Genomic DNA, 18,674 nt, shown 5'->3' with positions numbered 1-18,674 from the left:
CGGCACGGACTCCTCCCGGCCGCGCTGGCCGACCCGCCGTTGCTGGAGCGGGTGATCGCCACCCTCGTCGGCAACACGGCCCGCCACACCCCGGCCCGGCGCAAGGCGCTGCTGACCGCAAGCGCGCACGCGGACCGCGAGCGCCTCTTCGAACCCTTCCAACGCCTCGGCGACACCGACAACACCACCGGACTCGGCCTGGGCCCGGCCCTCTCGCGGGGCCTGACCATGGTGCTGTCGCTGCCCTTCGCCGAGCGAGCGGATCTTCCCGGTGATACGCAGAGCGTAGGAGGCGGCGTATGAGCAGGGGCGCGTATGAGTCGAGCAAGCGGCCTACGAGGGCTCGGGCCCGAGGTCGCCGTGGCAATCGCAGGAGGTGACGGCGTGATGACCGGCTATTCGCTCCGGGACCGGCTCGCCCTGGTGGCGGGCCTGGTGGGCCCCTTCCTGGTGGCGCTCGTCCTCGTGCCCTTCCGTACGGATCTGTCGCGTACGAACGCGGCGCTGATCCTGGTCGTGGTGGTGGTCGCGGTCGCCGCCCTCGGCAGCCGTACGGCGGGAGCGCTCGCGGCGCTGTCGGCGGCGGTCTGGTTCGACTTCTTCCTCACCCGCCCGTACGAGACGTTCGACATCCGTGCCTCGGCCGACATCGAGACGGCGGTGCTGCTGCTCGTCGTCGGCGTGATCGTGTCCCAGCTCGCGGCCCGAGCGCGCCGCCTGGAGGTCATCACGGTGACGGACGCGGACTATCTCGCCCGTATCCACGAGACCGCCGAGCTCGCCCAGTCCGCCAAGTCCTCCGACACCGTGGTCGACCACGTCCGCGGCGAGCTGACCGAACTCCTCGGCCTGCGCGGCTGCCGCTACGAGTACGGCACCCTGCTGGGGCGGCCGCCCCGGCTCGAGCAGGACGGAAACGTCTCGGTCGGGCACCGGCGCTGGGACGTCGACGGCGGCGGCTGGCCGGCCGGCGAGATCGAACTGCGCACCTACGGCAACGGCCACTACCTGGGCCGCTTCATGCTCACCCCCGGCCCGGGCCCCGTACCGCCGCTCCAGGCCCGCCTGGTGGCGGTCACCCTCGCCGACCAGACGGGCGCGGCCCTCGACACGGCCGGGCGGTAGTCACCCGCGGGGGGCACTGTGCGCGGCCGTGCGGGAGTGGCGCGGGAGTCGCGCGGGCGTCGTGTGGGGCACAGGGTCGTCAAGATCCCGTCAAGGTCCGGGGCATCGACGCGAAGAAGGCGCAAGGAAGGGTCGAAGGCAGTCGGGGACGGACAGAACCTGGGCGCACCCGCGCATCGCCTCCCCGCGTGCGCGGGCCACCGCGTAAGGAGCCCGTATTCCATGTCTGTCCTGACCATCGAGCCGGGGGCGACCCCCGCCGACGAGGAGCCGCCGGATACCGGCGAGCGCCACCGCCTCACCGCCCTCACGGGTCTGGCCGCCCTGTCGCTCGACGCGATGGCCTCGGTGGCGTACGGCCCCGAGGCCATCGTCCTGGTGCTGGCCGCGGCGGGTGCGCACGGCCTCGGCTTCACGCTGCCGGTGACGCTGGCCATCGCCGGGCTGCTGGCGGTGCTCGTCGCCTCGTACCGGCAGGTGATCGCCGCGTTCCCGGACGGTGGCGGGTCGTACGCCGTGGCCAGGACCCACCTGGGCGCCCGTACGAGTCTGGTGGCGGCGGCCTCGCTGGTCCTGGACTACGTGCTCAATGTGGCGGTCGCCGTCACCGCCGGGGTGGCCGCCCTGACCTCGGCGTTCCCCGAGCTGTACGGCGACCGGCTGTGGATATGTCTCGTCGTGCTGGCGCTGATCACGGGCGTGAACCTGCGCGGCATCGTGGAGTCGGCACGCGCGTTCATCGTGCCGACGGCGGTCTTCGTCGTGTCGATCCTGGTGCTGATCGCCGTCGGTCTCTTCCGGTCCGCGCCCGTCAGCACCGCGGCAGCGGCCGGGCATGCCTCCGTCCTCGCCGACAACGCCACCACCGTCGGCGCGCTGCTCCTGCTGAAGGCCTTCGCCTCCGGCTGCAGCGCGCTCACCGGTGTGGAGGCGCTGGCCAACGCCGTGCCGTCCTTCCGCGTCCCGCGCGTGCGCCGCGCCCAGCGCGCGGAGGTGGCCCTCGGGGCCGTCCTCGGTGTGATGCTGATCGGCCTGTCGGTGCTGATCTCGCGCTTCCACCTCCAGCCGGTGGAGGGCGTCACGGTCCTCGCCCAGCTCGCGGACGCCTCGCTCGGCCACAACTGGGCCTTCTACGTCATCCAGTTCGCCACGATGATCCTGCTGGCGCTCTCCGCGAACACGTCCTTCGGCGGCCTGCCCGTACTGCTGAAGCTGCTGGCCCGCGACAACTACCTCCCGCACGTCTTCGCCCTGAAGGCCGACCGGCAGGTCCACCGTCACGGTGTGCTCACGCTGGCCCTGGTGTCGGCGGCCCTGATCGTGTTCTCCGGCGGTGACATCAACACCCTGGTGCCGCTCTTCGCCATCGGCGTCTTCATCGGCTTCACGATCGCGCAGGTCGGGATGGTCCGGCACTGGCGTGGTGAGCGGGGGAGGGGGTGGCGCGGCAAGGCTCTGCTGAACGGTTTCGGCGCCGTGCTCACGGGCGTCTCGGCGGTCGTGGTCACAGCGACCAAGTTCGAGGACGGCGCCTGGCTGATAGTGATCGCCGTGCCGCTGCTGGTGGCCGCCTTCGAGACGGTGCACCGGGCGTACGCGCGCATCGGTGAGCGGCTGGGCCTCGGGCGGATCCCCGAGCCGCCGCACCGCGACCGTTCCCTGGTGATCGTCCCGGTGTCGAACCTGTCCCGGCTCACCGTGGAGGCCCTGAACGCCGCCGCCTCCCTCGGCGACGAGGTGCGCGCCGTCACCGTGTGCCACCCCGACGCCGAGGACCGCGCCCACACGCACGCGCTGGCCCGCGACTGGGCCCAGTGGGACCCCGGAGTGCCGCTCGTCCAGCTCACCTCCGAGCGCCGCACCCTGGGGCGCCCGATCGCCGAGTACGTGGGGGAGACCGCCGCGGCGGAGCCCGGCACCCGCGTCACCGTGCTGATCCCCGAGGTCGAGCCGGACCGGCTGTGGCAGCGGCTGCTGCAGAACCAGCGGGGTGCGGTCGTCGCCCACGCGGTGCGCCGTGACACGGACGCGGTGATCTGCCGGCTGCGGTTCCGCGTCTTCTGACGCCCTGCTCCGACGCCCCGATGGCCCGCATCTCGCCGGTGCGGGCCATCGGCGTACTCAGCCGGGCGGTGGACGACGAGACCGGTCGCCGCACGGGGAGCAGCCGCCCGTAAGGGTTCCGTCAAAGGCGGACGGGCCGCCGTATGGGAGGTGTCAACGGCGGCCAGATCCGGCCATCGAGGCGGTTACCTCTAACCGTCCGCTTCATTTCTGAACCTCATCTAGGAGTTCGCGATGGCCGATCTGGCCTTCGTCGTCACCACGATCGCGGTGTTCGCGCTGGTGGCCCTCGTCGCCAAGGGGGTGACGAAGCTGTGACCGTCGAGAACATCGTCGGCCTGGTCGTGGCCGTCGCTCTGCTGGGCTATCTCGTCCTCGCCCTGATCTTCCCGGAGAGGTTCTGAGCCTCGATATGAGTCCCGTTCTTGCCGGCGTGCTCCAGCTGCTCGCGCTCATAGCGGCGCTGGCCCTCGCCTATGTCCCTCTCGGCGACTACATGGCCAAGGTCTACTCCTCCGACAAGCACCTGCGCGTCGAGAAGTGGATCTACAAGGGCATCGGCGCCAACCCGAACACGGAGATGCGCTGGCCCGCGTACCTGCGCGGTGTCCTGGCCTTCTCCGCGGTCGGTGTCCTCTTCCTCTATCTGCTGCAGCGTCTGCAGGGTCATCTGCCCGGTTCGCTGGGTTTTGCGGCGATCGACCCGGACCAGGCGTTCAACACGGCCGCGTCGTTCGTGTCGAACACCAACTGGCAGTCGTATTACGGCGAGCAGGCCATGGGCCATGTCGTGCAGACCGGCGGCCTGGCGGTGCAGAACTTCGTCTCGGCCGCGGTCGGCATCGCCGTCGCTGTCGCGCTCGTACGCGGCTTCTCGCGCTCCCGCACCGGTGAGCTCGGCAACTTCTGGGCGGACCTGGTGCGCGGCACGATCCGTATCCTGCTGCCGCTCTCCGTCGTCGCCGCGATCATCCTGGTCGCCTGTGGCGCGATCCAGAACTTTGCCGGGATCCACTCCGTGGGCCAGTTCATGGGCGGCTCGCAGCAGTGGAACGGCGGCGCCGTCGCCTCGCAGGAGGCCATCAAGGAGATCGGCACCAACGGTGGCGGCTACTTCAACGCCAACTCCGCGCACCCCTTCGAGAACCCCACCCCGTTCTCGAACCTCTTCGAGATCTTCCTGCTGCTGGTGATCCCGTTCGCGCTGACCCGCACCTTCGGCCGCATGGTCGGCAGCCTCAAGCAGGGCTACGCGATTCTCGCGACGATGGCCACGATCTGGCTCGGCTTCATCGCCCTGATGATGTGGACCGAGTTCGCCCACCACGGTCCGGCGTTCCAGATCGCCGGCGGCGCGATGGAGGGCAAGGAGGACCGCTTCGGTGTCGGCGCCTCGTCGATCTTCGCGGTGTCGACCACCCTGACCTCGACGGGTGCGGTGGACTCCTTCCACTCCTCGTTCACGGGTCTTGGCGGCGGTATCACCATCCTGGGCATGCAGCTGGGTGAGATCGCGCCCGGTGGTACCGGTTCCGGTCTCTACGGCATGCTGATCATGGCGATCATCGCGGTGTTCATCGCCGGTCTGATGGTCGGCCGCACCCCCGAGTACCTGGGCAAGAAGATCGGCACCCGCGAGATCAAGTTCGCGGCCTGCTACATCCTCATCACCCCGGCGCTGGTGCTCGTCTTCACCGCCGCGGCGATGGCCCTGCCGACTCCGGGCCATTCCATGACCAACGGCGGGGCGCACGGCTTCTCGGAGATCCTGTACGCCTACTCCTCCGGCGCCAACAACAACGGCTCGGCCTTCGCGGGTCTGAACGCCGACACGCAGTGGTTCAACAGCACGATCGGCATCGCGATGCTGCTCGGCCGGTTCCTGCCCATGGTGTTCGTGCTGGCGCTGGCCGGTTCGCTCGCCGAGCAGAAGCCGGTCCCGGCCACCGCGGGCACCCTGCGCACCGAGAAGCCGCTGTTCACCGGCCTGTTGGTGGGGGCCATCCTGATCATCACCGGTCTGACCTACTTCCCGGCGCTCGCGCTGGGTCCGCTGGCCGAGGGGCTGGCGTCATGACCACTCGCACAGATTCGCCTTCAGAAGAGGACTCGATGTCCACAGCCACTCCGACCCGGGCGCCGCACAGTGATGTGCCGACCGGCCACAAGACTGACGAAAGCCGTGTCGGCGCGGGTCTGTTCGACCCGAAGCAGCTGTTGAAGTCGCTGCCGGACGCCTTCCGCAAGCTCGACCCGCGGGTGATGGTCAAGTCGCCTGTCATGTTCGTGGTGCTGGTCGGCTCGGTCCTGACGACGGTCTTCTCCTTCAAGGATCCGGGTGACTGGTTCGGCTGGGCGATCAGCGCCTGGCTGTGGCTGACCGTGATCTTCGCCAACCTGGCGGAGGCGGTGGCCGAGGGCCGCGGCAAGGCGCAGGCGGACACGCTCAGGAAGGCGAAGACCGACACCGTCGCCCGGCGGCTGACCGGCTCCACCGAAGAGCAGGTCCCCGGCACCGAGCTGCGCGTCGGCGACCTGGTCGTGTGCGAGGCGGGCGACATCATCCCCGGCGACGGTGACGTCGTCGAGGGTGTGGCCTCCGTCGACGAGTCGGCCATCACCGGTGAATCGGCCCCGGTCATCCGGGAGTCGGGCGGTGACCGGTCCGCGGTCACGGGCGGCACGAAGGTGCTCTCCGACCGGATCGTCATCAAGATCACGACGAAGCCCGGTGAGACCTTCATCGACCGGATGATCGCTCTGGTCGAGGGCGCGGCCCGGCAGAAGACGCCGAACGAGATCGCGCTGAACATCCTGCTCGCGTCGCTGACGATCGTCTTCCTCCTCGCGGTCGCCACGCTGCCGCCGTTCGCCGACTACGCGGGCACGCACCTGACGATGGTCGTACTGGTGGCCCTGCTGGTCTGTCTGATCCCGACGACGATCGGTGCGCTGCTCTCGGCGATCGGTATCGCGGGCATGGACCGGCTGGTCCAGCGCAACGTCCTGGCCATGTCCGGCCGTGCGGTCGAGGCCGCCGGTGACGTCTCGACCCTGTTGCTCGACAAGACCGGCACCATCACTCTCGGCAACCGTCAGGCTTCGGAGTTCGTGCCGGTGACCGGGACGACCGAGGCCGAGGTGGCCGACGCGGCCCAGCTGTCGTCGCTGGCCGATGAGACGCCCGAGGGCCGTTCCATCGTGGTCCTGGCGAAGGAGAAGTACGGGCTGCGCGAGCGGCACCAGGGCGAACTCGCGGGGGCCGAGTGGATCGCCTTCACCGCCCAGACCCGTATGTCGGGTGTGGACGTCGACGGGCGCAAGATCCGCAAGGGCGCGGCCGGTTCGGTCATCACCTGGGTCAAGGAACAGGGCGGCACCGTCTCCAAGGACGCCGACACGCTCGCCAACCGCATCTCGGAGGCCGGCGGGACCCCGCTGCTGGTGGCCGTCGAGGACACCGGCGGGGCACGCATCCTCGGGGTCATCCACCTGAAGGATGTCGTCAAGGAAGGCATGCGTGAGCGGTTCGACGAGCTGCGGCGGATGGGTATCAAGACCATCATGATCACGGGTGACAACCCGCTGACGGCCAAGGCGATCGCGGACGAGGCGGGTGTCGACGACTTCCTCGCGGAGGCGACTCCCGAGGACAAGATGGCGCTGATCAAGCGGGAGCAGGCGGGCGGCAAGCTCGTCGCGATGACCGGTGACGGCACCAACGACGCCCCCGCGCTGGCGCAGGCGGACGTGGGCGTGGCGATGAACACGGGTACGTCGGCCGCCAAGGAGGCCGGCAACATGGTCGACCTCGACTCGAACCCGACCAAGCTCATCGAGATCGTCGAGATCGGCAAGCAGCTCCTCATCACCCGGGGCGCGCTGACGACGTTCTCCATCGCCAACGACGTCGCGAAGTACTTCGCGATCATCCCGGCGCTGTTCGCGGCGGTCTACCCGGGCCTGGACAAGCTGAACATCATGCACCTGTCCTCGCCCGACTCGGCGATCCTGTCCGCGGTCATCTTCAACGCGCTGATCATCATCGCGCTGGTGCCGCTGGCTCTGCGGGGTGTGCAGTACCGGCCGGTGAGCGCCGACAAGATGCTGCGGCGCAACCTCGGGATCTACGGCATCGGCGGCCTGATCGCCCCCTTCATCGGCATCAAGATCATCGACCTGCTCATCTCCCTCATCCCCGGGCTGTAACTTTCTGAAAGCGTGCTGATCGGCTATGAACAACTCGGTTACGAACACTGCCCGGTTGCTCTGGGCGGGCCTGCGAGCCCTCCTCGTGCTCACCGTGGTGACGGGCGTTCTCTACCCGCTCGCCATCACCGGGGTCGCCCAGGGCCTGTTCTCTGACCGGGCGAACGGCTCGGAGATCACGGCGGACGGCAAGGTCGTGGGCTCCTCGCTGATCGGCCAGTCCTACAACCTGCCGCTGAAGAAGGGCCAGGAGACCCCGGACGCGGACCTGAAGTGGTTCCAGGGCCGCCCCGCCAACGGGCTGGGCACCAACAGCGTCAACACGCAGTACAAGCTGATCCTGTCCGGTGCCACCAACCGCTCCGGTGACAACAAGGACCTGATCGACTGGGTGACCGCAGCCAAGAAGGCCGTCATCAAGGACAACTCGGTGAACGGCTACACGGTCAGGCCCTCCGACGTGCCCGCCGACGCGGTCACCTCCTCCGGCTCGGGCCTGGACCCGGACATCTCCCCGGACTATGCGGACATCCAGGTGCACCGGGTCGCGGAGAAGAACGGCCTGCCCGTCGCCCAGGTGCAGAAGCTGGTCGACGAGCACACCGACGGCCGCACCCTCGGCTTCATCGGCGAGCCCCGCGTCAACGTCCTCCAACTCAACATCGTCCTCAAGGAACTCGTGGCGAAGAGCTGATGGATTTAGGCGCACCACACGGGAGTCGGCGGACAGGGAAAGACCCGGGTCCGTCAACTCCCGTCTCCATGAGGCCGCTTCCACGGGTTCCGGCCCTCCGTACGACAGGAAAGGCGCACACCGATGACCCGGGTACTGGTGGTGGAGGACGACCCTCAGCTCGTCCGGGCCCTCGTGATCAACCTGCAGGCCCGCACGTACGGAGTCGACCCCGCCCCCGACGGCACCACCGCGCTGCGGCTGGCCGCCGCCCGGCAGCCCGACGTGGTCCTGCTCGACCTGGGCCTGCCCGACATGGACGGCACGGACGTCATCAAGGCCCTGCGCGGCTGGACCCGCGTACCGATCCTCGTCCTGTCCGCCCGCCGGGCCTCCGACGAGAAGGTCGCGGCCCTCGACGCGGGCGCCGACGACTACATCACCAAACCGTTCAGCATGGACGAACTCCTCGCCCGGCTGCGCGCCGCCGTCCGCCGCACGGACGACGCCACGCCGGCCGCCGAGACGACGCTCGTCACGACGGACGGCTTCACCATCGACCTGCTCGCCAAGAAGGCCACCCGCGCCGGGCACGACGTACGCCTCACACCGACCGAGTGGCATCTGCTGGAGATCCTGGTCACCAACCCCGGCCGGCTCATCACACAAAGGCACCTGCTGGCGGAGGTATGGGGCACCTCCCAGACCAACAAGACCAACTACCTGCGGGTCTACATGGCCCAACTCCGCCGCAAACTGGAGACGGACCCCGCCCACCCCCGCTACCTCATCACCGAACCCGGCATGGGATACCGCTTCGAGAGCTGAAGCGGTCGTACGGCCCGTCCGTGCGGCCCGGGCACTGACCGGTGCCGAGGCGCACCGCTTCGACACCGGCGGCCCCCTCCGTGCTCGCCCCGGCCCGCCTCCCGCATGCCGTCGTGGCACCTGGGCAGAACTGGGGGCATGGAAACCCGAGGACCATGGCGAAGACACCGCGAGGAGCGGATGTACGCGACACCCCGCCTGGTGGCGTACCGGGACGAGATCACCCTGCCCGACGGGCGGCCCGGCCACTACGACTGGGTACGCGTACCGGATCTCGTACGGGTCGTGGCGCTGGTCGACGGGCGGCTCCTGATGATCGAGCAGTACCACTACCTCACCGGACCCATGTGGCAGCTGCCCGGCGGCAACGTCGACCCGGACGATCAGGACAGTGGTGCGGCCGCCCGGCGTGAACTGGCCGAGGAGACCGGCTACCGGGGCGGCCGCTGGACTCCGAGGGGTGCCGTCCATCCGATGCCGGGACTGACCCCGGCACGCGTCCACCTGTGGAGTGCGGAGGGACTCACCCCGGGAGAGTCGGCGCTGGAGTCCGGGGAAGCGGATCTCCAGGTGCGTCATGTGTCCCTGGACGAGGCCGTACGGGCCGTGCACGACGGCCGGATCGGCTGCGCGTCGAGCGCGGCGCTCGTCCTGGCCGTCGCCACCACCGCAACCGGTTAGTGCCGACGGCTGGGCCGGATCGGTGCCGTCGTCGGTGGACTGCGGCGCCGTAGGGTCGGAGATGGTGGCCCCGCTGCGCTGCTGAGAACGCAGTACGCCGCGGAGCGCGAGCAGTGCCGATGCGGACGCACGACAGCGCACACCGCGGTGCTCAGTCGCTGCCACGCCACTGGAGCAGATCGAGGGCGACCGCGACCGTGACGGTGTTGTCCTCGAGGGGCCTCGGGAGCAGTCGGCCGGCGCGGTCGAGCTGCCGGAGCAGGGTGTTGCGGTGGGTGTAGAGCCGGCCGGCGGCGCGGGTCGTGTTGCACTGGGCCTGGATGTACGTGAGGACGGCGTGCCTCAGTTCCGGGCTCGCCGTGGCGAGGTCGCCGAGGATCGTCTTGATGAAGTCGTCGGCCTGTTCCACGTCCTGGCTGATCAGGCTGCTGAGTTGGACGTCGTCGAAGCCGGCGACGCGACGCGGTGAACGGAGTCTGGCGAGCATGCGCTGAGTGGTCAGCGCGTCGAGATGGCTGCGCCGGAAGCCTTCCACGCCCCGGGCGGACGGCCCCACGGCGATCCGGACGCCCGGCAGCGGGTCGAGGAGCTGACTCAGCGGGCCGGTGTCCGGCGCGGCGGGTCCAGGCAGCCATACCCACAGGGTGGCCGCACCGACGATCACGGTGAGCGGTTGCTGCACCCCGGCCGTCTGCGCCAGAGCCTCGGTGGCACGCTCGAGGTGGCCCGGTTCGGGGTCCGGTTCCTCGCTCCACACGACGGCGGTGGTGTGCGTCCGGTCGAGCGCGTAGCCGAGGCGCGCTTCCGCCCGTTGCCGGCTGATGGGCGCGCCTTCGACGAGGAGGATGACGGTCTCGCGACGTTCCGCGTGGGTGCCATGGGTCAGCTCCTCGCGCTCGGTGGCCATGCGTGCGGCGATGTGGGCGATCGTGGCGTCGAGGAAGGCCGAGACGGACCGCGCCGACACATCGAGCAGCTCGCGCAGTTCGTCGGGATCGGAGGTCAGTGTGAAGGCGGTCTGCATCCAGCGCCGCCAGGCGGCGTTCTGGCCGACGCGGTAGGAGTCCAGGGCCGATTCGTCGAGCCCGCGGCGCACCAGGTCGCGGGCGTGGCTGAGACTGTCCGGGCCGATGTACGCGGGTACGGGTGCGCCGGGGTCGCGCACGGTTTCCGACGCCCCATACGCCAGATGGGCGCGGTTGATCCGCCGCGTGGCGGCACGCAGGGCGGGGTCCTGCGCGATGGCTCGCATGCTCACCGCCGCCAAGGTGGCCTCGTCGATCTCGTCGAGCCACTCCTGCAGCCCCCCTGCCGAAGCAAATCGCATATTCGTTCGGACGGGCGCTGCCGACTCATGTCCGTACGCTAGTCGCAGTGGTGCACAACGCACTGGACTTTTCCGGTGAAGGTGCGAACTGCCACACCGTACTGGCTGGTATGTGAGGTCATCATCGAGGCATCACCCAGCGACGCCTCATCAACGGAGTCCCCGCACATGATCCGTCAGAGCGAGCACCTCGACGTGCTGATCATCGGCGCCGGCATCTCCGGCATCGGCGCTGCCCACTACCTGCAGAGCGAGCGGCCCGGCAGCAGCTATGCGGTCCTGGAGGCCCGCGGTGTCTCGGGCGGCACCTGGGCGCTCTTCCGCTACCCGGGCATCCGGTCGGACTCCGACCTGCACACCTTCGGCTACGCGTTCAAGCCCTGGCGCAACGACAAGTCGATCGCCACCGCCGATCTGATCCTCGACTACCTGCGGGAGACCGCGGGGGAGAGCGGCATCGAACAGCACATCCGCTACCACCACAAGGTGCGCGGCGCGGCCTGGTCCACCGCCGAGGCCCGCTGGACGGTGGAGATCGAGCGCGCCGACACCGGCGAGAGACTGTCGATGACCGCGAACTGGCTGTTCTGCGCCGGTGGCTACTACCGCTACGACGAAGGGTTCACCCCCCGCTTCGAGGGCCGGGAGCGGTTCGCCGGACAGATCGTGCACCCTCAGCACTGGCCCGAGGACCTGGACCACGCGGGCAAGAAGGTCGTGGTGATCGGCAGCGGTGCGACCGCCGTCACGCTGATCCCGGCGCTGGCCGACACGGCCGGCCACGTCACCATGCTCCAGCGTTCGCCCACGTACATCCTCCCGGTGGCGTCGCGGGACGTGATCGCGAACACGCTGCGCAAGGTGTTGCCGGCCGACCTCGCCCACCGGCTCACCCGGCGCAAGAACATCGCCCTGCAGCGCCTCGTCTGGCGGACCTCGCAACGCCACCCACGGGTCGTACGGCGTCTCATCCGGGCCGTGAACGTCAGGCAACTGCCGACCGGTTATCCAGTGGACGAACACTTCAACCCGCCCTACGACCCCTGGGACCAGCGGCTGTGCACGGTCCCCGACGCGGACCTGTTCAAGGCACTCAGGAAGGGAACGGCCTCGGTCGTCACCGACCGGATCACGACGTTCACCGAGACCGGCATCCGGCTCGAGTCCGGTCGTGAGCTCGACGCCGACATCATCGTCACCGCCACCGGCCTGAACCTGCAGCTGTTCGGCGGGATGACGCTCTCGGTGGACGGCGAGCCCGTCGACGCCGCCGACAAGGTGGCGTTCAAGGGCATGATGCTGAGCGGCGTGCCGAACTTCGCCTTCGCGATCGGCTACACCAACTCGTCGTGGACGCTCAAGATCGGCCTGCTGTGCGAGCACTTCACCCGTCTGCTCGGACACATGGACGCCACCGGCACGGACATCTGCTGCCCCCAGCTCCCCGACCCGGCCATGCCCACCCGTCCGTTGCTCGACTTCGGCGCCGGATACGTCAAGCGGTCCCTCCATGAGCTGCCGCGTCAAGGACTGGCCCATCCCTGGCTCATGTCGATGAACTACCACTCCGACGTGAAGCTGCTGCGCGGCGGCCCCGTCGAGGACGACAACCTGCGCTTCACCTCGAGCGCGCGCCCCGCGAGGGCCGAGGCGTCGGCATGAACGACGACCGCTTCGCCCCCCGTCGAACGCGGCATCACCCCGTCGCCGGGTCTGGCACGCACTCCTCCCAGCCCTTCGAGCAGCGTTACCGGCCGTCGACCCCCGACTGCTGACGCCCGGCGCAGGCCTGTCCGTCGTCGGCGCCGGGGCCGCGCGCGGATAGACGGAGCGGGATCCGTTCCACCGTCTCGTCGAGGCCGTTCTCGTGGGTGTCGGACACGGACGGTCGTGCGCTGCGGCGCGCGCCGGACGGTCGGCCCGCGGCCGATGCCCGAGCCCGCACCGGTCACGGCGGTGGCTTCGGCGCGGCCGGGGTCTCGATCCCGCACGCGCGCCCCCACCCCACCGGTCTATCGCGCGGTCGGATTCGAAGCCTTCGCCGACGGGCCCGGGCGGGTGCGTGCCTGCGGCGGGACGAGAGCGCCGTGTCCCGCGGAGCAGACGACCACGGTCTCGACCGGCGCGCCGCAGTCGGCGTGCATGACCTCCAGGGGCGGTCCCTCGGGATCCGCCGCATGGCGGTCCCCCCACTGCTTGAGGGCGATCATCGCGGGCCACAGCTCCCAGCCCTTACGGGTGAGCCGGTACTCCTGGCGGGTGCGGCTGCCGGGCTCGCTGTAGGGGACGGTGTCCAGGATCCCGGCCGTGACGAGCTTGCGCAGCCGGTCCGCGAGCACGCTCTCGGACAGTCCGACATGCCGGCGGAAGTCGTCGAAGCGTCGTACGCCGTTCATGGCGTCCCGCAGGACCAGCAGCGACCACTTCTCGCCCACCAGGTCGAGAGTCCGCTGGACCGTGCAGTTCTCAGTGCTTGTCTCGAGCCACGTCATGTACGCCATCGTAAGCTGGCTTCGACATTGACATCCAGATCTCGTACTGGCTAGCTTCGAATTTCACATCCAGATCATCGAGGGAGCGACATGGGCAGGTCACGCACATACGACTGGGAGGACCCCACCGTCTCCGCCGCCGCCGTCGGGCAGTACAGCGGTCTCGACTTCCTCCGCGAGGTGCAGGCCGGACGACTCCCTGCCGCGCCGATCGCGGCGACCCTCGGGATGACGCTCGAAGAGGTCGAGCACGGCCGGGTCGTCTTCGCCCTCGAACCGGGCGAGGAGCACTACAACCCCATCGGAAGCGTCCACGGCGGCGTCTACGCGACCCTGCTCGATTCGGCGGCGGGCTGCGCGGTGCAGTCGGTCCTGCCGCAGGGCATGGGGTATACCTCTCTCGACCTGAACGTGAAGTTCCTGCGCCCGGTCACCGTGGACACCGGCAAGGTCCGTGCCGTGGGCACCGTCCTCAACAGCGGACGCCGTACCGCCCTCGCGCAGGCCGAGCTCTTCGACTCGAGGGACCGGCTGCTGGCGCACACCACCAGCAGCTGTCTGCTGTTCCCCGTCTGACCGGCCGCCCGCGCAGGAGCACGACCCACTGAAGGGGACTGGTATCCGCTCCTGCGGCCCGAGCCCTCGGACGTGGTGGCCGCAGCTCGCGAACACCCGCATCGAGACCACGTCCAAGTACGCGATGGAACTCGGATTCCATGTGTCGCCGGTGACCGACGCCACCGCGGCGTTCTCACGCGAATTCGTGCGGACCGCCCATGAGTTGCACGGCCCGACCTACGCACATGTCATCACGGACACGAAGAGCGTCGTGGCGGCACTGCGCGCCTGATCCGCGTGGGCCGCAGGTCAGGGGTTGTCGGCTGTCGGTCGCAGGAACTCACGACATAAGGTCACAGGGTCAGATGGTGCAGAGGGATGTCGGACCGGCGCTGAGCCGGGCTTCACCGGAAGGATCCACCCATGGACGAGCGCTTCGACGTAGTCGTACTCGGAGCAGGACCGGGCGGCTACGTCGCCGCCATCCGCGCCGCCCAACTCGGCAAGCGGGTCGCGGTCGTGGAGGAGAGGTACTGGGGTGGTGTCTGTCTGAACGTCGGCTGCATCCCCACGAAGGCGCTGCTGCGGAATGCCGAGCTGGCACACATCTTCACGCGGGAGGCGAAGACCTTCGGCATCAAGGTCGACGGAGAGGTCTCCTTCGACTACGGCGAGGCGTACCGGCGCAGCCGGCGGGTCGCGGACGGCCGCGTCAAGGGCGTCCACTTCCTGATGAAGAAGAACGCGATCACCGAGATCGACGGCCGAGGCACCTTCCTCGACGCCCACACACTCCAGGTCGCCCTCGCCGACGGCACCACGAAGACGGTCGCGTTTGATGACTGCATCATCGCCACCGGTGCCACCCCCAAGTTGCTGCCCGGCACCCGGCGCAGCGACCGCGTCGTCACCTTCGAGGAGCAGATCCTCACGGAGGACCTGCCACGGTCCATCGTGATCGCGGGCGCCGGAGCCATCGGCATCGAGTTCGCGTACGTCCTGCACAACTACGGTGTGAAGGTCACGGTCGTCGAGTTCCTGGACCGGGTCGCCCCGCTGGAGGACGCGGACGTCTCCGCCGAACTCGCCAAGCAGTACCGGAAGTTGGGCATCGATGTGCTCACCTCGACCCGTGTCGAGTCGATCGACGAGTCGGGGCCGCAGGTGGGCGTGACGGTCACGGGCAAGGACGGTGCGCAGAAGGTCCTGGAGGCCGACAAGGTCCTCCAGGCGATCGGCTTCGCGCCGAACGTCACCGGGTACGGTCTGGAGGCCACGGGCGTACGGGTCACCGAGCGCGGCGCGATCGATGTCGACGGCCGCTGCCGTACGTCCGTACCCCACATCTACGCGATCGGGGATGTGACCGCGAAGCTGATGCTCGCGCACAACGCCGAGGCCATGGGGATCATCGCGGCCGAGACGATCGCGGACGCGGAGACCATGGAGCTGGACTACGTGATGATCCCGCGCGCCACGTACTGCCAGCCGCAGATCGCCAGCTTCGGCTACACCGAGGCACAGGCGAAGGAGCGGGGCTACGACGTCAAGGTCGCCAAGTTCCCCTTCACGGCCAACGGCAAGTCGCACGGCCTGGGTGACACGGTCGGCTTCGTGAAGCTGATCAGCGACGCCAAGTACGGCGAGCTCCTCGGCGGCCATCTGATCGGTCCGGACGTGACGGAGCTGCTGCCGGAGCTGACGCTGGCACAGCAGTGGGACCTGACCGTGCACGAGGTCGCCCGCAACGTCCACGCCCACCCGACCCTGGGTGAAGCGGTGAAGGAAGCCGTGCACGGCCTCGCCGGACACATGATCAACTTCTGAGACCGGCGTTTTCGTGGTCCGGCGGTGCCGTCATGGCGCTGCCCGCGATGAGGGCGACGACGCGCTTGCCGGTGTCGTCGCCCTCGTCCCGGGGGCGGGTGTCTCAGGGACGCAGCACCAGGCGGATCGGATCGCCCTTCTTGTGCTCCAGCCGTTCGACGGCTTCGGCCGCCTGCTCCAGCGGCAGTACGTCCGAGATGGAGCGGGAGAAGTCCAGCCGTCCGTTCTCGGTGAGGCGGATGAGTTGCGACACCGCGTTCTCGCCGGAGCCGTAGTGGCCCAGGAGCCGCAGCTCGCGGGCGCTGAAGGTGGTGCTGTCCGCGATGGTGATCGGCTTTCCGCTCAGCCCTACGAGGACCAGCTTGCCGCCGTTGCCCAGCACCGACAGGGCCTGCTCGCGCACCGGGGTGACGCCGGCGAAGTCGAAGGCTGCCTCGATGCCCGCCCCGCGGGTGGCGGCGGCGACCTTCTCGGCCAGAGCGGGGTCGGCCGGGTCGAGGGCGAGGTCGGCGCCGAAGGCCAGGGCGCGGTCGCGGGCGGCGGGGGAGGGGTCGACGGCGATGATCGGGCAGGCGCCCACCATGCGCAGCAGCTGAACCCCGTGCGCGCCCAGACCGCCGATGCCCCACACCCCGACCGCCTGGCCGGGGCGGACGCGGGCGGTGTCGGTGATGGCGCCCCACGGGGTGGAGACCGCGTCCGGGATGACCGCTCCCTGCTCGAAGGGGATCGAGTCCGGGAGCGCGACCAGCGTGTCGGCCCGGGCGAGCGCGAACTCGGCCCAGCCTCCGTCGTAGTCGACACCGCGGGTCCAGCCCCTGCCGTCGCGGTACTCGCCGGCCTGGAGGACGACCCGGTCGCCGACCGCCCAGCCGCCCGCGTCCGGACCCGGCTCGGCGACGGTGCCGGCCACCTCGTGGCCCAGGGTCACCGTGTCGCCCCGCAACCGCGCGGGTGTGCCGCCGAGTTTTCCGGAGATCAGGTGGACGTCGGACAGGCACACCCCGGCCGCTTCCACCTTGACCAGGACCTCTCCCGCACCGGGGGCGGGCCTGTCGACCTCCTCGATCCGCAGCTCGTGGGTCGGGAAGTGCAGACGCACCGCGCGCATGACAGCCATGACGGCATCCTCTCTGTACATGATCCGTACAGTGATCTGTACCGTGAAGTGTCACCGTTGGTGCCGCGGTCGAGGTCCGTTCTACGATCCGGGGGCATGACGACTCCCCCCTGCTACGCATGCGGCCAGGAAGCACGGTTCGGCGAACTTCCGCCCCGCGAACGCGTCGTGTCCGATGAGTACTGGCGGGTGGCCCACAGCTTCAACACCGCGGTGCCCGGCTGGCTGGTGCTGCTGCCGCGACGGCACGTCACGGCCGTCCACGACCTCACCGACGCCGAGGCCGGGGCCCTGGGGGTGTGGCAGGTCAGGCTCTCCAGGGCCCTGCGCGGGCTGACCGGCTGCCTCAAGACCTACGTCGTCCAGTTCGCCGAGTCCGAGGGCTTCGCGCATGTGCACTTCCACATCGTGCCGCGCATGGCGGACCTGGCCGCCGCACACCGCGGGCCGGGCGTCTTCGGGCTCCTGGACCGCCCGGAGCCGGAGCGGGTGACAGCGGAAGACGCGGACCACATGGCCCGCGCCCTACGCGCCCGGCTTCACGGGCTCCCGCACCCCTAGTCCGCGGCACTAGTTCTGCACCCTGAGGGTGCCCCGGTCGCTCTCCCGCAGCGCGCGGCCGATGATCAGGCGCTGGATCTGGTTGGTGCCCTCGAAGATCTGCATGACCTTGGCCTCCCGCATGTAGCGCTCGACCGGGAAGTCGCGGGTGTAGCCGGCACCGCCCAGGACCTGGACGGCGTCCGTGGTGACCTTCATGGCGTTGTCCGTGGCGATCAGCTTGGCGATCGACGCTTCGCAGGCGAACGGGAGCCCCTGGTCCTTCAGCCGGGCGGCGGCGAGCGTGGTGGCGCGGGAGGCCTGGACCGCCGCGGCCATGTCCGCGAGGACGAAAGCCAGCCCCTGGTGTTCGATGATGGGGCGGCCGAAGGTCTCCCGCTCGCGCGAGTAGCGCAGCGCGTGGTCCAGCGCTCCCTGGGCCAGGCCCGTGGCCACGGCCGCGATGCCCAGGCGTCCGCAGTCCAGCCCGGCGAAGGCGATCTTGAGTCCGTGGCCCTCCTCGCCGATGCGGCGGTGCGCCGGGACGCGCACGTCCTCCAGACGGATGGTCGCGGTGGCCGACCCGGTCAGACCCATCTTGTGCTCGGGCGGATCGGCTATCAGGCCGGGAGTGTCGGCCGGGACGAGGAAGCAGGAGATCGCGCCCGAGCCGGCGTCGGACGTGCGCGCCATGATCGTATAGAAGTCCGCGTACCCGCCGTGCGTGGTCCACGCCTTGGCGCCGTTCAGGACGTAGTCGTCGCCGTCCCTGACGGCCCGGGTGCGCATCGCGGCGGGGTCGGAACCGGCGTGGGCCTCGGACAGGCAGTAGGCGCCGAGCAGCTCGCCGCTGAGCATGTCGGGCAGCCATTCCTTCCGCTGCTCCTCGGTGCCGAAGGCGGCGAGGGCGAAGCAGGACAGCGCGTGCACGGAGACGCCTACGCCGACGCTGGCCCACACGGCGGCGATCTCTTCGAGTACCTGCAGGTAGACCTCGTAGGGCTGGTCCCCGCCGCCGTACTCCTCGGGGTAGGGCAGGCTCAGCAGGCCCGCCCGGCCGAGCGTGCGGAAGACCTCGCGAGGGAACTTCTCCTCGGCTTCCGCCTCGGCGACGCGAGGCGCGAGCTCCTTCTCGGCGAGCTCACGAGTCAGGCCGATCAGGTCGACGGCTTCCGGGGTGGGAAGCGTGCGGGTAGCTGGCATGGGATTTCCTCGGTCGCTCCGGAAATT

Annotated in this window: 19 protein-coding genes; 14 read left to right on the top strand and 5 right to left on the bottom strand. The window is 69.6% G+C overall.

Features of this window, described 5'->3' with window-relative positions; all coding sequences use genetic code 11:
* Positions 1 to 51: 51 nt before the first annotated feature.
* The 9 genes from OG568_RS61285 (at position 52) to OG568_RS06240 (ending at position 9,580) form a co-directional block, all read left to right on the top strand.
* Entirely contained in the window at positions 52 to 303 is a 252-nt protein-coding gene (locus OG568_RS61285; RefSeq protein WP_443077560.1) for a hypothetical protein, read from the top strand.
* A gap of 84 nt (positions 304 to 387) precedes the next feature.
* The gene (locus OG568_RS06275) at positions 388 to 1,125 is read left to right on the top strand and encodes a DUF4118 domain-containing protein (protein ID WP_329530653.1); all 738 of its coding nucleotides are present in this window, start codon (positions 388 to 390) and stop codon (positions 1,123 to 1,125) included.
* Positions 1,126 to 1,347: 222 nt separating this feature from the next.
* On the top strand, positions 1,348 to 3,189 hold the full coding sequence (locus tag OG568_RS06270; RefSeq protein WP_329530652.1) for an APC family permease: 1,842 nt from the start codon (positions 1,348 to 1,350) through the stop codon (positions 3,187 to 3,189).
* Positions 3,190 to 3,503: 314 nt separating this feature from the next.
* Positions 3,504 to 3,593 carry a K(+)-transporting ATPase subunit F gene (gene kdpF / locus OG568_RS06265; RefSeq protein WP_067057375.1) on the top strand — a complete coding sequence of 30 codons (90 nt, stop codon included), beginning with the start codon at positions 3,504 to 3,506 and terminating at the stop codon, positions 3,591 to 3,593.
* 8 nt (positions 3,594 to 3,601) lie between these two features.
* Positions 3,602 to 5,266, top strand: coding sequence for a potassium-transporting ATPase subunit KdpA (gene kdpA, locus OG568_RS06260; RefSeq protein WP_266693872.1), 1,665 nt, complete (start codon positions 3,602 to 3,604; stop codon positions 5,264 to 5,266).
* 35 nt (positions 5,267 to 5,301) lie between these two features.
* Complete coding sequence (kdpB, locus tag OG568_RS06255; protein WP_329530651.1) at positions 5,302 to 7,398, top strand: potassium-transporting ATPase subunit KdpB; 2,097 nt, start codon at positions 5,302 to 5,304, stop codon at positions 7,396 to 7,398.
* Positions 7,399 to 7,423: 25 nt separating this feature from the next.
* On the top strand, positions 7,424 to 8,092 hold the full coding sequence (locus OG568_RS06250; protein ID WP_329530650.1) for a potassium-transporting ATPase subunit C: 669 nt from the start codon (positions 7,424 to 7,426) through the stop codon (positions 8,090 to 8,092).
* A gap of 123 nt (positions 8,093 to 8,215) precedes the next feature.
* Complete coding sequence (locus OG568_RS06245; RefSeq protein ID WP_329530649.1) at positions 8,216 to 8,899, top strand: response regulator; 684 nt, start codon at positions 8,216 to 8,218, stop codon at positions 8,897 to 8,899.
* Between the two features lie 180 nt (positions 8,900 to 9,079).
* The gene (locus OG568_RS06240; protein WP_329530648.1) at positions 9,080 to 9,580 is read left to right on the top strand and encodes an NUDIX hydrolase; all 501 of its coding nucleotides are present in this window, start codon (positions 9,080 to 9,082) and stop codon (positions 9,578 to 9,580) included.
* Positions 9,581 to 9,731: 151 nt separating this feature from the next.
* Here the strand turns inward: OG568_RS06240 and OG568_RS06235 are convergent, their stop codons facing one another.
* Entirely contained in the window at positions 9,732 to 10,907 is a 1,176-nt protein-coding gene (locus OG568_RS06235; RefSeq protein ID WP_329530647.1) for a PucR family transcriptional regulator, read from the bottom strand.
* 168 nt (positions 10,908 to 11,075) lie between these two features.
* On the opposite strand from OG568_RS06235, the gene OG568_RS06230 reads away from it, so the two are divergent.
* Positions 11,076 to 12,569 (top strand): flavin-containing monooxygenase, encoded by a 1,494-nt coding sequence (locus tag OG568_RS06230; protein ID WP_329530646.1) that lies wholly within the window; start codon positions 11,076 to 11,078, stop codon positions 12,567 to 12,569.
* 85 nt (positions 12,570 to 12,654) lie between these two features.
* Here OG568_RS06230 and OG568_RS06225 read toward each other — a convergent pair whose 3' ends face one another.
* Both OG568_RS06225 and OG568_RS06220 read right to left on the bottom strand, forming a co-directional pair.
* Positions 12,655 to 12,789, bottom strand: a complete 135-nt coding sequence (locus OG568_RS06225) for a hypothetical protein (RefSeq protein ID WP_329530645.1) — start codon at positions 12,787 to 12,789, stop codon at positions 12,655 to 12,657.
* A gap of 130 nt (positions 12,790 to 12,919) precedes the next feature.
* Positions 12,920 to 13,399, bottom strand: coding sequence for a winged helix-turn-helix transcriptional regulator (locus tag OG568_RS06220; protein WP_329530644.1), 480 nt, complete (start codon positions 13,397 to 13,399; stop codon positions 12,920 to 12,922).
* Positions 13,400 to 13,489: 90 nt separating this feature from the next.
* On the opposite strand from OG568_RS06220, the gene OG568_RS06215 reads away from it, so the two are divergent.
* The 3 genes from OG568_RS06215 to lpdA all read left to right on the top strand — a co-directional run bounded on the left by OG568_RS06215 (position 13,490) and on the right by lpdA (position 15,784).
* A complete protein-coding gene (locus OG568_RS06215; protein WP_266589022.1) occupies positions 13,490 to 13,975 on the top strand; it encodes a PaaI family thioesterase in 486 nt (161 codons plus the stop codon).
* Positions 13,976 to 14,099: 124 nt separating this feature from the next.
* Positions 14,100 to 14,249, top strand: coding sequence for a hypothetical protein (locus OG568_RS06210; protein WP_329530643.1), 150 nt, complete (start codon positions 14,100 to 14,102; stop codon positions 14,247 to 14,249).
* A gap of 131 nt (positions 14,250 to 14,380) precedes the next feature.
* Positions 14,381 to 15,784, top strand: coding sequence for a dihydrolipoyl dehydrogenase (lpdA, locus tag OG568_RS06205; RefSeq protein WP_329530642.1), 1,404 nt, complete (start codon positions 14,381 to 14,383; stop codon positions 15,782 to 15,784).
* 103 nt (positions 15,785 to 15,887) lie between these two features.
* On the opposite strand, the gene OG568_RS06200 is transcribed toward lpdA, so the two are convergent.
* A complete protein-coding gene (locus tag OG568_RS06200) occupies positions 15,888 to 16,904 on the bottom strand; it encodes a zinc-binding dehydrogenase (protein ID WP_329530641.1) in 1,017 nt (338 codons plus the stop codon).
* Positions 16,905 to 17,000: 96 nt separating this feature from the next.
* Here OG568_RS06200 and OG568_RS06195 point away from each other — a divergent pair, with 96 nt between their 5' ends.
* Positions 17,001 to 17,465 carry an HIT family protein gene (locus OG568_RS06195; RefSeq protein WP_329530640.1) on the top strand — a complete coding sequence of 155 codons (465 nt, stop codon included), beginning with the start codon at positions 17,001 to 17,003 and terminating at the stop codon, positions 17,463 to 17,465.
* A 9-nt stretch (positions 17,466 to 17,474) separates the two neighbouring features.
* On the opposite strand, the gene OG568_RS06190 is transcribed toward OG568_RS06195, so the two are convergent.
* A complete protein-coding gene (locus OG568_RS06190; RefSeq protein ID WP_266425431.1) occupies positions 17,475 to 18,647 on the bottom strand; it encodes an acyl-CoA dehydrogenase family protein in 1,173 nt (390 codons plus the stop codon).
* Between the last annotated feature and the right edge of the window lie 27 nt (positions 18,648 to 18,674).

Origin of the sequence: Streptomyces sp. NBC_01450 (genome assembly GCF_036227505.1) — a bacterium.
Lineage (GTDB): Bacteria > Actinomycetota > Actinomycetes > Streptomycetales > Streptomycetaceae > Streptomyces.
Note: the sequence above shows the minus strand (reverse complement) of the source record. Positions and strands in the feature narration are given on the sequence as shown.

Excerpts from the sequence above, each read along its gene's own strand:
- OG568_RS06220 (WP_329530644.1), bottom strand. The coding sequence starts at position 13,399 with ATGACGTGGCTCGAGACAAGCACTGAGAACTGCACGGTCCAGCGGACT.
- kdpB (WP_329530651.1), top strand. The coding sequence starts at position 5,302 with ATGTCCACAGCCACTCCGACCCGGGCGCCGCACAGTGATGTGCCGACC.
- OG568_RS06275 (WP_329530653.1), top strand. The coding sequence starts at position 388 with ATGACCGGCTATTCGCTCCGGGACCGGCTCGCCCTGGTGGCGGGCCTG.
- OG568_RS06270 (WP_329530652.1), top strand. The coding sequence starts at position 1,348 with ATGTCTGTCCTGACCATCGAGCCGGGGGCGACCCCCGCCGACGAGGAG.
- OG568_RS06195 (WP_329530640.1), top strand. The coding sequence starts at position 17,001 with ATGACGACTCCCCCCTGCTACGCATGCGGCCAGGAAGCACGGTTCGGC.
- OG568_RS06240 (WP_329530648.1), top strand. The coding sequence starts at position 9,080 with ATGTACGCGACACCCCGCCTGGTGGCGTACCGGGACGAGATCACCCTG.
- OG568_RS06210 (WP_329530643.1), top strand. The coding sequence starts at position 14,100 with ATGGAACTCGGATTCCATGTGTCGCCGGTGACCGACGCCACCGCGGCG.
- OG568_RS06245 (WP_329530649.1), top strand. The coding sequence starts at position 8,216 with ATGACCCGGGTACTGGTGGTGGAGGACGACCCTCAGCTCGTCCGGGCC.
- lpdA (WP_329530642.1), top strand. The coding sequence starts at position 14,381 with ATGGACGAGCGCTTCGACGTAGTCGTACTCGGAGCAGGACCGGGCGGC.
- OG568_RS06200 (WP_329530641.1), bottom strand. The coding sequence starts at position 16,904 with ATGGCTGTCATGCGCGCGGTGCGTCTGCACTTCCCGACCCACGAGCTG.
- kdpA (WP_266693872.1), top strand. The coding sequence starts at position 3,602 with ATGAGTCCCGTTCTTGCCGGCGTGCTCCAGCTGCTCGCGCTCATAGCG.
- OG568_RS06235 (WP_329530647.1), bottom strand. The coding sequence starts at position 10,907 with ATGCGATTTGCTTCGGCAGGGGGGCTGCAGGAGTGGCTCGACGAGATC.
- OG568_RS06215 (WP_266589022.1), top strand. The coding sequence starts at position 13,490 with ATGGGCAGGTCACGCACATACGACTGGGAGGACCCCACCGTCTCCGCC.
- OG568_RS06230 (WP_329530646.1), top strand. The coding sequence starts at position 11,076 with ATGATCCGTCAGAGCGAGCACCTCGACGTGCTGATCATCGGCGCCGGC.
- OG568_RS06190 (WP_266425431.1), bottom strand. The coding sequence starts at position 18,647 with ATGCCAGCTACCCGCACGCTTCCCACCCCGGAAGCCGTCGACCTGATC.
- OG568_RS06250 (WP_329530650.1), top strand. The coding sequence starts at position 7,424 with ATGAACAACTCGGTTACGAACACTGCCCGGTTGCTCTGGGCGGGCCTG.